At 68.9% G+C, this 13,000-nt stretch carries 12 protein-coding genes; 2 read left to right on the top strand and 10 right to left on the bottom strand.

Annotated elements, in window-relative coordinates:
• The first annotated feature begins 55 nt into the window (after window positions 1–55).
• Window positions 56–553 (top strand): MarR family winged helix-turn-helix transcriptional regulator, encoded by a 498-nt coding sequence (locus ACZ5M6_RS06900; RefSeq protein WP_464159997.1) that lies wholly within the window; start codon window positions 56–58, stop codon window positions 551–553.
• A gap of 12 nt (window positions 554–565) precedes the next feature.
• On the opposite strand, the gene ACZ5M6_RS06895 is transcribed toward ACZ5M6_RS06900, so the two are convergent.
• Window positions 566–1,420, bottom strand: a complete 855-nt coding sequence (locus ACZ5M6_RS06895) for a hypothetical protein (RefSeq protein WP_464159996.1) — start codon at window positions 1,418–1,420, stop codon at window positions 566–568.
• Window positions 1,421–1,508: 88 nt separating this feature from the next.
• Between ACZ5M6_RS06895 and ACZ5M6_RS06890 the strand changes: the two genes are divergently transcribed.
• On the top strand, window positions 1,509–2,918 hold the full coding sequence (locus ACZ5M6_RS06890; RefSeq protein ID WP_464159995.1) for an SLC13 family permease: 1,410 nt from the start codon (window positions 1,509–1,511) through the stop codon (window positions 2,916–2,918).
• 7 nt (window positions 2,919–2,925) lie between these two features.
• On the opposite strand, the gene ACZ5M6_RS06885 is transcribed toward ACZ5M6_RS06890, so the two are convergent.
• Genes ACZ5M6_RS06885 through ACZ5M6_RS06845 form a run of 9 tightly spaced genes read right to left on the bottom strand, consistent with a single transcriptional unit; the run spans window position 2,926 to window position 12,992 of the window.
• Window positions 2,926–3,951, bottom strand: coding sequence for a Gfo/Idh/MocA family protein (locus ACZ5M6_RS06885; protein WP_464159994.1), 1,026 nt, complete (start codon window positions 3,949–3,951; stop codon window positions 2,926–2,928).
• Window positions 3,948–4,934, bottom strand: coding sequence for an MDR/zinc-dependent alcohol dehydrogenase-like family protein (locus ACZ5M6_RS06880; RefSeq protein WP_464159993.1), 987 nt, complete (start codon window positions 4,932–4,934; stop codon window positions 3,948–3,950). Before ACZ5M6_RS06880 ends, ACZ5M6_RS06885 begins: the two co-directional genes overlap by 4 nt.
• Window positions 4,918–5,424 carry a DUF1003 domain-containing protein gene (locus tag ACZ5M6_RS06875; RefSeq protein ID WP_464159992.1) on the bottom strand — a complete coding sequence of 169 codons (507 nt, stop codon included), beginning with the start codon at window positions 5,422–5,424 and terminating at the stop codon, window positions 4,918–4,920. The genes ACZ5M6_RS06880 and ACZ5M6_RS06875 overlap by 17 nt, the downstream gene beginning before the upstream one ends.
• A gap of 19 nt (window positions 5,425–5,443) precedes the next feature.
• On the bottom strand, window positions 5,444–7,519 hold the full coding sequence (locus tag ACZ5M6_RS06870; protein ID WP_464159991.1) for an NAD-dependent epimerase/dehydratase family protein: 2,076 nt from the start codon (window positions 7,517–7,519) through the stop codon (window positions 5,444–5,446).
• A complete protein-coding gene (locus tag ACZ5M6_RS06865) occupies window positions 7,516–8,607 on the bottom strand; it encodes a CgeB family protein (protein ID WP_054765038.1) in 1,092 nt (363 codons plus the stop codon). Before ACZ5M6_RS06865 ends, ACZ5M6_RS06870 begins: the two co-directional genes overlap by 4 nt.
• Window positions 8,604–9,740, bottom strand: coding sequence for a CgeB family protein (locus ACZ5M6_RS06860; protein WP_464159990.1), 1,137 nt, complete (start codon window positions 9,738–9,740; stop codon window positions 8,604–8,606). The genes ACZ5M6_RS06865 and ACZ5M6_RS06860 overlap by 4 nt, the downstream gene beginning before the upstream one ends.
• Window positions 9,737–10,843 carry a glycosyltransferase family 4 protein gene (locus ACZ5M6_RS06855; protein ID WP_464159989.1) on the bottom strand — a complete coding sequence of 369 codons (1,107 nt, stop codon included), beginning with the start codon at window positions 10,841–10,843 and terminating at the stop codon, window positions 9,737–9,739. Before ACZ5M6_RS06855 ends, ACZ5M6_RS06860 begins: the two co-directional genes overlap by 4 nt.
• Entirely contained in the window at window positions 10,840–11,883 is a 1,044-nt protein-coding gene (locus ACZ5M6_RS06850; protein WP_464159988.1) for an SDR family NAD(P)-dependent oxidoreductase, read from the bottom strand. Before ACZ5M6_RS06850 ends, ACZ5M6_RS06855 begins: the two co-directional genes overlap by 4 nt.
• Window positions 11,880–12,992 (bottom strand): NAD-dependent epimerase/dehydratase family protein, encoded by a 1,113-nt coding sequence (locus tag ACZ5M6_RS06845; protein ID WP_348684503.1) that lies wholly within the window; start codon window positions 12,990–12,992, stop codon window positions 11,880–11,882. Before ACZ5M6_RS06845 ends, ACZ5M6_RS06850 begins: the two co-directional genes overlap by 4 nt.
• Between the last annotated feature and the right edge of the window lie 8 nt (window positions 12,993–13,000).

Genomic DNA, 13,000 nt, shown 5'->3' with positions numbered 1-13,000 from the left:
TTGAATTGTGGATGCAGCGGGTACAAATGTTTCGTGTACGAAAGAGTTCAACCTGATGATTGATCTTTCAGCGGGGCTGTCTCGCAAGGCGCCGACGGATTCCACGGCGACCCTGGTCCGCTCCCTCAGGCGGATCGCCCAGGCGATCGACGTTCGATCGCGGGAAATCGCGCGCCTGACGGGCCTCACCTTGCCGCAGCTGCTGGTGCTGCAATCCATCCGCGATCTGGGCGAGGTCAGCACCAGCGCCATCTCGCGCGACGTCTCCATGTCCCCGCCCACAGTGGTCGCCGTGCTGGACAAGCTGGAGGCCAAGGGGATGGCTGTGCGTTATCGCTCAACGATTGACCGTCGGATCGTCCATGTCCGGCTGACGGAGGCCGGGCGAGACGCCCTGGCCTCCTCGCCCGGCCTGTTCGGCGACGGCTTCATTTCAGGTTTCGGCCGACTGTCGGCGGACGACCGGGCGGCGATGGCGACGGCCGTGGATCGGTTGGCGACGATGATGCAACCGCGCCCGCCTGCGTTTTCAGAAGACGGCGAAACGGGCTGAGGACGACCGCCGTCAGCCCCCCCGCCACTCGCTGAGCAGCTTGCCGCTCGCATCCTCAAAGGCCACGCGGTCCAGCCGAACCGCGCCGATACAGACCGGCCGCTGATCGGGGCCGGCGGCGCGGCAGCGGATGGCGCGGCCGTCGGCGAAGGCGGCCATTCGCCCTTCCAGCACCAGCCGGTAGCCGCCGGACGGCGCCGGGGGCGGCTGGTCCCCTTCGCCCCTTACGACATATTCGTAGGCGCGACCGTTGCGGCGGCCGGTGCGCGGACCGTCCTGGTCGAAGACCGCCGCCAGGCCCACGGTCTGGGGAGACGGGGCAACGGGGCCGCCGGCCAGGAGATCGCCCTGGACGCCGGGGCAGCCCTCGGTCCTCAACCAGGGACGGGTCAACCAAAAGCCCTCGGCGGCCTCCCAGCTGTCGGCGCCCCCGGCGATCAGGGCGGAGTCGGTCCAGTCGCCCGGCGCCAGCGTCAGCTTCAGAGTTCGGCGCCGATCGCCCCAGGACCAGCGGGCCAGGCCGTCGCCGGACGCAGCGTCCGCGGCGGGCGGCGTCGCAGGCCCCGTACAGCCGAAGACCTGACGCACCGCAAAGCGCCGACCGACTAGATCGGCGCCGCCGACCTCGCCCCCCGCCGCATAGGCCGAAGCGGCCACGTCCATGGCCTGCAGCAGGCCCGCCCGATCCAGGGTCGGCGCAGGCGCGACCGAAACGACCGGGGCCTGGGTCTGGGGTTGGGGCTGAGACGGAGCGGCTTCAGGCGCCGGCTCCTCGCGCTGGCAGCCCGCCAGGACGGGACCGAGGAGGAGGACAGACGCCGCGAGCGCGACGACCGACGGGCGAGGCGACGCGATCGGTTCGAGCATGAACCAAGCCTAGCATAAGGTCGGTCGCTTTTGGGGCGATCTTGCGAAAAAGGTTGACGAAGGGCGCGGAGAACGGTCTGCACGGCCTATGACTTTCGACCAGATGGTTGCCCTGGCGGTGCTGATCGGCGTGGTCGGCGTCCTGATCCACGGCAAGCTGCGCGCCGACGTCGTCGCCCTGAGCGGCGCGGCCGTCCTGCTCTTGCTCGGCGTCGTGCGGCCCGTCGAAGTGCAGAGCGCCTTCGCCAGTCCGGCCGTCATCGCCCTGGCCGGCCTGTTCGTGATCGCCTACGCCATCGAACTGTCGGGCCTGCTGGGCCTGCTGATCCGGCAGGCGACCGGTCTGGCGGCCCGCGTCGGGGCCCAGGGCATCTGGATCGTCATCGGCCTGTGCGGCGCGGTCGGGGGCTTTTTGAACAACACCCCGGTGGTCGTCCTGGCCGCGCCGGTGATCCGCGACGTGGCCCAGTCGCTGAAGCTGTCGCCCAAACGTTTTCTGATGCCGCTGAGCCACGTCACCGTCATGGGCGGGCTTCTGACCTTGATCGGCACCTCGACGAACCTCTTGGTCAACGACATGGCGCGCAACGCCGGTCAGCCGGTCTTCGGCCTGTTCGAGATCACGCCGGTGGGTCTGTTCATCGCGATCGTCGGCGGCCTGTGGCTCTATTTCTTCGGGGCGCGACAGCTGGGCCGTTCCGTCTCCCAGGACGAGGCCCAGGCCGCGCGGCTGGCCGAGATGGAGGCGGCGCGACGACGCGCCGAGGCCGAGGCGGCGAAGCGGCGCAAGCGCATCATCCCGTTCGGCCTGCCGCGCCTGGGCGAATCCCGCAATCAGGCCGACGGGTCGGGGGACGCCCATCTGGGCGACGTCACCCTGTATGAGGCGGCGGACCGCCCCTTCCGGCTGCGCCCGGCCATGATGTCACTGGCGGTCTTCGTCCTGGTGATCGCCTCAGCGGCCCTGGGCTGGGCGCCGATTGCCGCCTCGGCCTTCGCCGGGGCCGTGGCGCTGATCCTGCTTCGGGTCATCACGCCGGAGGAAGCCTACGCCGGTCTGAGGCCGGAAATCCTGCTGCTGATCGCCGGAATGGTGGTGGTCGGAACCGCCATTGAGGTGACCGGCCTCGCCGCAGCCGGCGCCGAGCGACTGATCGACGTCATCCGCCCCATGGGGCCGTTCGGGGCCCTGGTCGTGCTCTATGGCGTCACCCTGTTTGCGACGGAGCTTCTGTCCAACGCGACCGTAGCCGTGCTGATCACCCCCATCGCCGTCGCCCTGGCGGAGAGCCTGGGCGTCGATCCCCGGCCCTTTCTGGTCGGGGTCATGATGGCCGCCTCAGCCGCCTTCGCCACCCCCTTCGGCTATCAGACCAATGTGCTGGTCTTCAACATGGGCGGCTACAGCTACATGGACTTCGTTCGCGTGGGGCTTCCGTTGAACCTGGCGACCTGGGTCGCGGCCATGGTGGCGATCCCGATCGTCTTTCCGTTCTGATCAAGCCTCAGGCCGCGGCGGCGTAGATCCGGTCCAGGGTCCGGGCCACCTCCACCAGCCGCTCGACCTCAGGGTCGTATCGTTTCCCTTCCGCCAGGGCCTGAGCCCAGGCCTGAGCGGCGCGGCCGCCCCAGTCGTCCGGCGGCGACGCCAGAACGCGCCGCGTCACCCCTTCAAACGCCGTGGCCTCGAAATCATAGAAGGAGCCGCCGAGATTGCCCAGGGCCGCCCCGCCCCGCTCGCCGTAAAAGGCCGCTTCGATCACCGCGTCCTGGCCCGCAGGCAGTCGCCATGAACAGGCCAGGCGGACCACCGCGCCGGATTTCAGGATCAGGGTCGCGACGGCGTAGTCTTCCGCCTCCTTGCGACCAGCCAGGGGACGACCCTGTCGCCGCAGATGCGCCTCGCCCCCCGCCACCGCGTCATCCAGCAGCCACAGACACAGATCGACCAGATGGACGCCTAGATCCATGACGCATCCGCCGCCAGAGAGAGCCGCGTCGTAGAACCAGGGCTTGTCCGGTCCATAGGCGTTATGGAAGGTCAGATCGACCGCATGAACACGGCCCATGCCCCCCAATTCGAGATGGGTCTTCAGAGCCTGAACGGCTGCGGTGAACCTGTAGCTGAGGTCCACCGCCAGCAGCCGGTTCGCGCGGCGGGCGGCGGCTATGGCGGCCTCGGTCTCCTGCGCGTTCCGGCCCAGCGGTTTCTGGCAGAAGACGGCGACGCCGGCGTCCAGGGCCCGTTGCGCCTGATCGGCGTGAAGCGCGCTGGGTGTGGCGATCACCAGACCGTCCAGACCCTGGGCCAGCAGATCGTCGAGGTCGGCGCAGACCGTCGCGTCAGGGGCGAGAACCAGGGCCTCGCGCGCCATGTCCGGGTCGGGCTCGGCGACGGCGACCGCCTCGATCCGGCCCGCGTCCAGCATAGCCGCCATCCGATGCCGCCCGATCCAGCCCACGCCGAGGAATCCCACGCGCGGGCGACGCAGGTCAGACGACGCGCCGCGTTGCAGAAGCAGATCGGTCATCGCATCCTCACCACCGCCTTCAGGAAGCCGTCCGGTCGGTCGCGGGTGGCGTCCAGCGCCTGGTCCAACTGTTCCAGCGGATAGGCGTGGGTGATCAGGTCGTTGAGGTCCAACTGCCCTGAGCGCACGGCCTCCACGGCCTCGCGCACCCCTTCAGCATAGACGGCGGGGTCGCGCTCATGGGCGTTGACGACATCCAGGCCGCGCCAGTTCCACAGCTGCATATTGATCTGCCGCGGGCCGTCCTGGTGATAGCCGGCGATGACTAGCCGACCGCGTTCACGGGTCAGTTCGGCCGCCAGGTCCAGCGGCCAGGCCTTGCCGACCGCCTCGATCACCACATCGCAGAACCGCCCGTCCGTCAGTTCGGAGACCCTGGCGATCAAGGCGTAGTGGTCGTCCAGCGCCAGGGTTTCGACCGCCCCCATGCGGCGGGCGACGTCCAGGGAATAGGGCCGGCGGGACAGGGCGATGACGCGGGCGCCCGCATCTGTCGCCAACCGTGTCAGGATCGCCCCCAGAAAACCAATTCCGACGATGGCGACGGTCTGACCGGGCGCGATCCCGCTGCGCCGAAAGATGTTCATGGCGCAGCCCAGGGGCTCGCCCGCGAACGGCAGGCCGTCCAGTTCGGGCGGCAGGGGCACCACCGCCGCCTGATCGGCGACGTCATATTCGGCGAAACTGCTGTGGGACAGGGCCGCGACCCGGTCGCCGACCGCGACACGCGATACGCCCTCGCCGACCGCATCCACGACGCCCCAACCTTCGTGGCCCAGCCCGCCGGGCGGCGTTGGAAACGTCATCCAGTCCGGCCCCGCCCAAGGCGTCAGATTGGAGGCGCAGACGCCGCAGCCCTCCAGCCTGATCCGGACCTGCCCCGGGCCGGGTTCAGGCCTGGGCACGCGATGCACCTCCAGTTGACCGGGGCCTGTGACGACCGCCGCGCGCATGGTGTGCGTCTGGTCAAGAACCTCTGTCATCGTCTTCCTCATTTGATCGCGTGATCTGATCGAGAACGGCGTCCGGCGCGACGTCGCGGCGCAGCTCGTCCAGGTCTGGGTCCGTCTCCGAAAGTCCCGCGTGCGCGGCGAGGCGACCCACCAGATCAATCAGCCGCGTGATTTCGTGTTCGGCCAGCAGATTGATCTGCAGGTCCAACTCCGCCCGCCCATGCTCCGCCGCCGCCATCCGGTTCTGGCTGATCAGGACGAAGGTCGACAGGAAGATGGCCTCCACGGAGGCGGCCATGGCCAGGACGACCAGGGTCGCGTCGAAACGCCACGGCTCCGGAGCCAACAGGTTCCAGACGATCCAGCCGCCGAAAATCAGCAGGTGCAGCAGCACGAACCCCATGCTCCCCGCGAATCCGGTGATGCGCTGGGCGAGCCGTTCCGGCCATGGCGCCGCCTCGGCCGCCTCTTTTCGCTGCGCACGCATGGCCTCGATATTGCGCCGCAGAACCTCCGCCATGTCGCCGTCGGCCCGCACCTCAGGCGCTGAGGGCCGGACGGTCGCTGACCACAATCGGGCGATCGGCGTCGAACCAGTTGATGGTGCGGCGCAGACCGTCAAGCAAGGCGGTGGTCGGGCGCCAATCCAGGACTGCATCGGCCTTGGCGATATCCGGACGGCGACGCCGCGGGTCGTCGGCGGGCAGCGGTCGGTGGACGATTCCGGAGCCGGAGCCGGTCAGATCAAGAATGACCTCGACCAGTTCGGACACCGTCAGCTCGACCGGATTGCCGAGGTTGATCGGTCCCGGCTGCGGTCCCTCATGCTCCATCAGGGCGATCAGGCCGCCGATCATGTCGTCCACATAGCAGAAGGACCGGCTCTGGCTGCCGTCGCCATAGATGGTGATCGGCGCGTCCGACAGGGCCTGGGTGATCAGGTTGGAGACGACCCGACCGTCGGCCGCCGACAGGCGCGGCCCATAGGTGTTGAAGATCCGCGCCACGCGAACCTCGGCTCGCCCCGCCCGATCATAGTCGAACACCAGGGTCTCGGCCGCCCGCTTGCCCTCGTCATAGCAGGCGCGCGGGCCGATCGGATTGACGTTGCCGCGATAGGTTTCCGGCTGGGGATGGACCTCCGGATCGCCGTAGACCTCGCTGGTGGAGGTCAGCAACAGACGCGCGCCGGTCTTCTCGGCCAGTTGCAGCAGGTTACGAACCCCGAGGATGCAGGTCAGCATCGTATGCTCCGGATCCTGCTGATACTGCGGCGGCGAAGCAGCGCAGGCCAGGTCGTAGATGCGGTCGAACCCACGGGCGGCGATCCGCTCCGGCAGGGGGTCGACGATGTCGTGGCGCACGAACTCGAACCGCGGCTGTTTCATCGCGTCCTTGAGGTTCGCCAGGTCGCCCGTCTGCAGATTGTCGAGGCAGACGACGTGGCGACCTTCCGCCAACAAACGGTCGCACAGGTGCGAACCGAGGAAACCGGCGCCGCCGGCGACCAGGACGGTGCGGGTGTCGGATATGGACTTCATAGGTCGGTCCTTCGTCTTGGCCCGTGGAGCCGCGATCAACTCACGCTCCAGAGTGTGGGCGCGGTGGGAGGGGGTGTGTTCGGACAGGATGCGACGGCGCGCGGCCTCGCCCATCGCCCGAGCCTGATCCACAGGCGCGGACAGCGCCTCGATCACCGTCTCGGCGGCGTCGGCCAGCAGGATCTCCTCGCCCGGGGTGAAGAGCGTCTCGATGCCAGGCCAGGCGTCTGAAATGATCGGGCAGCCGCAAGAGCCGGCCTCGAACAGCCGGATCGAGGGGCTGTGCCCGGCCGCCCGCATGTCCGCGCGAGTGACGTTCAGGGTGAAGCGACTGGCGGCGTAGAAGGCGGGATGGTCGGCCGGGGGCAGATGGTCGATCCGCTCGACATTCTCGGGCCAGTCGATGTCATCGGGATACTGAGGGCCCGCCACCACGAAGCGACGATCCGGCATACGCCGGGCCGGCTCCAGCAGCAGACGCTCCAATGTCGGCTGACGATCCGGGCTGTAGGTGCCGAGGTAGGACAGATCCCACCGCGGAGCGGCGGCTTGCGGTCGATAGGCCTCGGGGTCCGCCGAACAATAGAGGGCGCGGGCCGCCGGCGCGCCGTGGTCGCGCTCCAGACGCTCGAGCATCGCCCCGCCGGTGAAGGAGAAATAGATGTCGTAGTTCGCAATCTGGTCGGCTCGCAGATAGTCGCAGTCGTCTTGCGCCAGCCGGGCCAGGGTCACAGGGGTGTCGATGTCGTAGAAGGCGACCACGCCCGTCGCCGTGCGACGCGCCCACCGGCCGACCTCGATCCCCTGGGGCACATATGAGCCGACCAGGACGGCGTCTGCGCTGCGCACCTCGTCGGCGAAACGCTCCAGATCCTGCAGATCCGAATAGAAGTCGAGGCGGCAATAGGGCGGGTCCGACACATCGCGGTGCGCCGCATACCAAGGGGTTTCCCGCTCCAGGAACACCACCTCGTGTCCCCGGTCCGCGAAGGCGGACAGCAGGGCGCGGAAGGTCACGGCGTGGCCATTGCCCCAGGCGGACGACAGGCTGAGCCCCAGCACGACCAGCTTCATGCCGCGCTCCTTTCGCGGCGCGCCGCGAGCCGTTCGCGGAACAGGGCGTCCACCGCCTCGGCCCGCTGGGCGTAGGTATGGTCCGCCAGGACGCGGTCGCGCGCCGCCCGGCCGATGGCCTGCGCCCGTTCCGGCGTCAGGGCGGCCAGATGCGCCGCCACGTCCTGGCCGTCGCGCGCCACCAGCACTTCGACGTCCGGCTTCAGAAACTGTTCGACGCCTTCCCAATAGTCGGTGATCAGGCAGGCCCCGGCGCCGGTGGCCTCGAACACCCGCGTGGCGGGCGAGAAGCCGACCTCGGCCATGCTGTCGCGGGCGACGTTCAGCACCGCCAGGGGCGTACAGTTGAAGGCGTTGTGCTGGGCCGTGCCCACATGACCGATGGTCTGGACGTTCGCCGACATGGCCTTGTCGGCCCAGCCGTTGCCGCCCAGCAGAAACCGGCGTTGCGGCAGGGCGGCGGCGGGCTCCAGAAAGAAGGTCTCGATCCGGCGTTCCCGATCCGGCAGTCGATTGGCCAGGAGCGCGAGGTCGGCGGAGAAGCCGGGGTCCGGCTGGACGGGATGATGGGTGGCGGGATCGAGCGCATTATAGATCGGACGGCAGTCGCGGGCGCCGAGCGCTTGGAACGCCTGCACGACCGGAGCGCCGCCGCCATAGGTCAGGACGTGATCAATCTGCGGCAGGACCCGCCGCAGCGGATGATCGGGCGCGGCCTTCACCTCCGCCAGGGTGGCGGGGGCGTCCACGTCCCAGTAGACGGTCAGGGCGTCGGGGCGCGCCAGGTCGAACACGCCCAGCAGGACGTCGTCGAACACGCCGACGCCGGAAGCCTTGACCACTACGTCGGCCTCCACGGCGCGCGCCATGGCTGTCTTGCAGCCTTCGACGGTGTTGTCCCACACCACCACCTCAGCCCAGTCCGGCGCATCAATGTCGCGATGCTGCTGCCGGTCGAAGGCGTCGGGCTCCAGAAACAGGATGTCCCATCCGCGTTCGGCCAAGGCGCCCAGCAGGCCGCGATAGTAGGTGGCCGCGCCGTTCCAGTAGGACGACAGCAGGCTGGAGCCGTAAAAGGCGATCTTCATTCCGCAATCTCCATGACGGGGTGGAAGGTTGGAGCGGGATCGGCGGCGGGCGCGCCGAGCCGCCCCAGCACCGCCATCAGTTCATCGACCCGGTGTGCGCAGGTGTGGCGGGCGCGGATTGCCGCCAGTCCGTGGTCGGTCAGTTCCGCGCGCAGGCCGGCGTCCGACTTGACCGCCCGGAGCGCCGAGGCCATTTCGCTGCCAGACCGCACCATCAGGAAGTCACGACCGACCTCGAACAGGCCCTCGCTGTCCGTCCACGGCGCGCTGATCAGGGGGATTCCACAGGCCAGGGCTTCGAACACGCGAATGGTCGGAATGCCCGGAAGCGTCTCGACGTAGAAACGGCGCGGGACGTGAACGGTCGCCAGGCGCCGCGCGAACACTTTCGGCGCCGCCGCGTTGGGCAGCCAGCCGTGATAGCGGACGTCGTAGCGGTCCAGCAGCCGCCGCGCCGCCTCGGGATAGCGGACGCCGTAGAGATCAAGTTCAAGGCCGCTCGCCGCCGCCGGGGCGAACAGAAATCGCTCCAGTTCCGCGGTCCGCTCCCCGTCGCCCCAGTTGCCGACCCAGACCAGTCCTTCCCGGCGCTGCTGCTCAAGCGGAGGATGGAACAGGCGGACGTCGGCCGCCTCATGCCAGACGAAGACGCGATCGCCCCAGCCCCATCGGCGATACACCGCCGCCAGGGTCTCACCGAAGGCGAGCACCCCGTCATATTCCGACAGGTCGAAAGCCTGCATGGCCTCCGGCTCGCTGACGGCCCGGTGGTGGGTGTCGTGAAACAGCAGAGTAAAGCCGCCCCGCCGCCGCGCGCGACCGACGGCCGCCACCAGCGCCGGATCGTTCCATTCATGCACGATGACCACATCCGCCCCGTCCAGCGCCCGATCCACATCAAGGGGCGGATGGAAGCGGCGGCTGACCAGTTCGGGATAGGCTTGTCGATAGGGCGCCAGTCCGTCTTCGCCATGGTCCGCGACCAGATTGGCGCGGCTCCACGCGTCGTGCGGCTCCCACGCCTCGACCTGATGGCCGCGGGCGCTCAGTTCACGCAGCACCCCACGCAGGAAATGCGCATTGCCGTGGTTCCAGCATGACTCCAGCGAATGAGTGAAATAGACGATCTTCACGCCGCCGCCTCCCCGAAGGGGGTGCGCTGGGCCAAGGCCTCGGCGTAGACGGCCAGGGTTCCCTCGACCATGGCGTCGAGGCTGAACTGTTCGGCGCGATCGGCGGCCAGCCTTCCCAGACGGCGCGCCCGGTCGACGTCTTCCAGCAGTTCGTCCAGAACGACCGCCAGGGCGGCGTCGTCTTGCGGGGAGACGAACAGCGCCGCCCCCTCCCAAAGCTCGCGGAAGGTCGGAATATCGGCCAAGACCAGGGCGCATCCCGCCTGGGCCGCCTCCAGTACGCCCAGGCCGAAGGGCTCGTAAAGCGACGGGGCGCAGAAGATTGACGCCAGTCGAAGCCTTTGCTGCAAGTCGGTGGGGCCCAGCGCGCCCAGCGCCTGGATCCGGTCCAGATGAACCGATTGACCGTTCGGTCCTTCAAGCGGACCGGCGGCCTCCACCCGGCCCCGCATCCGTCGCGCGGCCCGTTCGAGGGTCGCGATATTCTTGCCCTCGTCCCACAGCCGGCCCGAGGTCAGAACCTGCCGGCGCCGGGGAACCGGGCGGGTTCCAATGGGACGGCGGCCGTTTCGAACCGCAGCGGGCAGGACGCCGTAGCGCGCCGCCGTCGTCTGCATAAAGGCGAAACTGGGGGCGATCAGACGGTCACAACGCCGGTAGCCCTGGACGAGCCGCTCGGTCCGCCAGACGAAATCCTCCGGCAAGGCCGTTCCACGCACCGCGTCCCACCAGGTCGCCACGCAGGAGTGGCAAACCCCGACCACGGGCGCGCCCCAGTCCTCGTCCCCCCGCAAGGCGGGGCTGTTGAGGTGCACCAGATCCACGCCGTTCTGGGCCGCCAAACCGCGCAGGGCCCGCGCCGTCTGGTCCAGCGGGCGGGGACCGTCCGCCAGCCAATCGAGCGTCCCCCCCGCCTCGACCAGCGTGAGCCCCCCAATCTGTTCGGCGGCTCGTCGCTGGGCGGGACGGGGCGCAGGGCCCGACACGGCCAGGGTGATGCGGACGCCGCGCGCCGACAGGCCTTCCGCCAGATCCAGCGCATAGGTCCAGACGCCGCCCACGGCGTCGGTGGTCATCAGCACGTGAAGGGGGACCAGACTCATGCCGCCGCCGAGCCGATGCGGGCGTCCAGTCGCCGTTCCGCCCGCAGCCAGCCCGCCAGGTCCGACACGCCCGGCCGCCAGGGCTTGACCGCGCCCAGCCCCAAGGCGCGATGGGCCGCCGAGGCGTCGGCGACGAAGTAGCGCTGATCCCCGGCCCGCCAGTCCTCAAACTGCAGTTCGGTCGCGCGGCCGATCAGCCGGTCGATATGAGCGATCAATCCCCTCAGGCTGACGGCGTTCTCAGGCCCGCCGCCCAGGTTGAAGGCGCGGCCCGACACGGCCTCGATCCGCTCCCAGGCCGCGACATAGGCGTCGACCGCGTCGGACACGTCCAGAATATCGCGCACCTGCCGGCCGTCGCCGTAAAGGGTTATCGGGGCGCCTTCCAGCGCCCGGATCAGGAAATGGGCGACCCAGCCCTGGTCCTCCGTACCCATCTGACGGGAACCGTAGATGCAGCTCATCCGCAGCACGCAGGTCGGCACGTCGTAGCTGCGGGCATAGTCCAGCACATACTGATCGGCCGCGCCTTTGGAGCATCCGTAGGGCGTGTGGAAGTCCAGCGGCCGCCGTTCGTCCACGCCCCGAGTCCGCAGCGCGGGCTCCGTCGGCAGCCAGGCCTCGTTCTGAACGGCCAGTTCGATGTCGCCAAGATCGCCGTAGACCTTGTTCGTGCTGGCGAAGACGACCGGAGTGCATCGACGGCGCGCCGCCTCCAGGACGTTGAGCGTCCCGATCAGATTGACGTCGAAGTCGGTGCGGGGATCGACCAAGCTGGTCGTCACCGCCACCTGGGCGGCCAGGTGGAAGACCACGTCCGCCTGGGCGACCGCCGTCTCGACCGCCTCGGCCTGGCGGACGTCAGCGGTCAGGTGCCGGACCTGTGCCCCGTGGCGCAGCAGCAGCCATTTGAGGTTTCCCTCCACCCCCCGCCGCGCCAGGGTGTCCAGCACCACGATCTCATGACCCTGGCCGGCCAGTCGGTCGGCCAGGTTGGAGCCGATGAAACCGGCGCCGCCCGTGATCAGGACGCGGCTCATGCGACCAGCCCCCGACGTTCCAGCTCACCGCGCGCCTGATCAACCCGGTCCTGGGCTTCCTGGCGCGCCACCCATTCGGCCAGTTCCTCAAGACCTGCCGCGAAGTCCTGACGCGACTCATAGCCGAGTTCCTCCCGGGCCTTCGTCAGATCGGGAATATTGTGGCGGATGTCGCCTGCCCTGGCCTTGTTGGTGATCAGGGGTTCGATATCCGGCCGCCCCATCGAGGCCGCCTGCAGCCGCGCCACGTCCTCGACGGTGCGGTCCTCCCCAGAGCCGATGTTGAAGACCTGCCCATTCGCCTCCGGCTTCTCCAGCGCCAGAAGGAAGGCGCGCGCCACGTCCGAGACATGCACGAAGTCGCGCCTCTGACGGCCGTCCTCAAACACCATCGGCGCCTGACCGTTGGCGATGCGGGAGGCGAAGATGGCCAGGACGCCGGTGTAGGGATTGGAAAGGGCCTGCCCCGGCCCGTAGATGTTCCAGAGCCGCAGGGCGCAGCTTTCCATCCCGTATTGGGCCGTCAGGGTCAGGGTGAGCCGTTCCTGAACGAACTTGTTGATCGCATAGACGCTCTTCAGCGCCGGCGACTTGGTCTCTGGCGTCGGCACGGGGATCAGCGCACGCCCTTGGTCGTCCGTGGGGTCCCATGAGCCGTCCGGGTTGCGGGCGCCGCGCACCACCTCCTGACGCAGATCGCCGTCTTCAGTGCGGTACAGGCCCTCGCCGTAGATGCTCATTGAGGAGGCGACGACCACCCGCTGCACCGGCTGGTCGATCAACTGCTGGAACAGCACCGCCGTGCCGTAATCGTTGACCGAGGTATAGCGGTCGATCGCATACATGCTCTGGCCGACGCCGACCTCCGCGGCGAGGTGAACGACCTTGTCCACCCCCTGAAGCGCCGCCCGGACCCGGTCCTCGTCGCGAATGTCGCCGACCACCAGTTCGACCTCGGGGTCCAGTTCGTCGGGCCGCGCGCCAGTGGGGTGAACCTGCTCGATCAGGCTGTCCAGCGCCCTCACCCTGTGGCCTTGTTCAAGCAGGGATCGGGCGAGATGACGGCCGACGAAGCCCGCGCCGCCGGTGATCAGGACAGTGTTCGCCATGGGGATCT

Source organism: Brevundimonas sp. Br13, assembly GCF_055391505.1.
This window is presented reverse-complemented; position numbering and strand designations above follow the sequence as displayed.

What these genes read in the sequence shown, in the direction of transcription:
- ACZ5M6_RS06900 (WP_464159997.1), top strand. Translation starts at nt 56, where the DNA reads ATGATTGATCTTTCAGCGGGGCTGTCTCGCAAGGCGCCGACGGATTCC.
- ACZ5M6_RS06895 (WP_464159996.1), bottom strand. Translation starts at nt 1,420, where the DNA reads ATGCTCGAACCGATCGCGTCGCCTCGCCCGTCGGTCGTCGCGCTCGCG.
- ACZ5M6_RS06890 (WP_464159995.1), top strand. Translation starts at nt 1,509, where the DNA reads ATGACTTTCGACCAGATGGTTGCCCTGGCGGTGCTGATCGGCGTGGTC.
- ACZ5M6_RS06885 (WP_464159994.1), bottom strand. Translation starts at nt 3,951, where the DNA reads ATGACCGATCTGCTTCTGCAACGCGGCGCGTCGTCTGACCTGCGTCGC.
- ACZ5M6_RS06880 (WP_464159993.1), bottom strand. Translation starts at nt 4,934, where the DNA reads ATGACAGAGGTTCTTGACCAGACGCACACCATGCGCGCGGCGGTCGTC.
- ACZ5M6_RS06875 (WP_464159992.1), bottom strand. Translation starts at nt 5,424, where the DNA reads ATGGCGGAGGTTCTGCGGCGCAATATCGAGGCCATGCGTGCGCAGCGA.
- ACZ5M6_RS06870 (WP_464159991.1), bottom strand. Translation starts at nt 7,519, where the DNA reads ATGAAGCTGGTCGTGCTGGGGCTCAGCCTGTCGTCCGCCTGGGGCAAT.
- ACZ5M6_RS06865 (WP_054765038.1), bottom strand. Translation starts at nt 8,607, where the DNA reads ATGAAGATCGCCTTTTACGGCTCCAGCCTGCTGTCGTCCTACTGGAAC.
- ACZ5M6_RS06855 (WP_464159989.1), bottom strand. Translation starts at nt 10,843, where the DNA reads ATGAGTCTGGTCCCCCTTCACGTGCTGATGACCACCGACGCCGTGGGC.
- ACZ5M6_RS06850 (WP_464159988.1), bottom strand. Translation starts at nt 11,883, where the DNA reads ATGAGCCGCGTCCTGATCACGGGCGGCGCCGGTTTCATCGGCTCCAAC.
- ACZ5M6_RS06845 (WP_348684503.1), bottom strand. Translation starts at nt 12,992, where the DNA reads ATGGCGAACACTGTCCTGATCACCGGCGGCGCGGGCTTCGTCGGCCGT.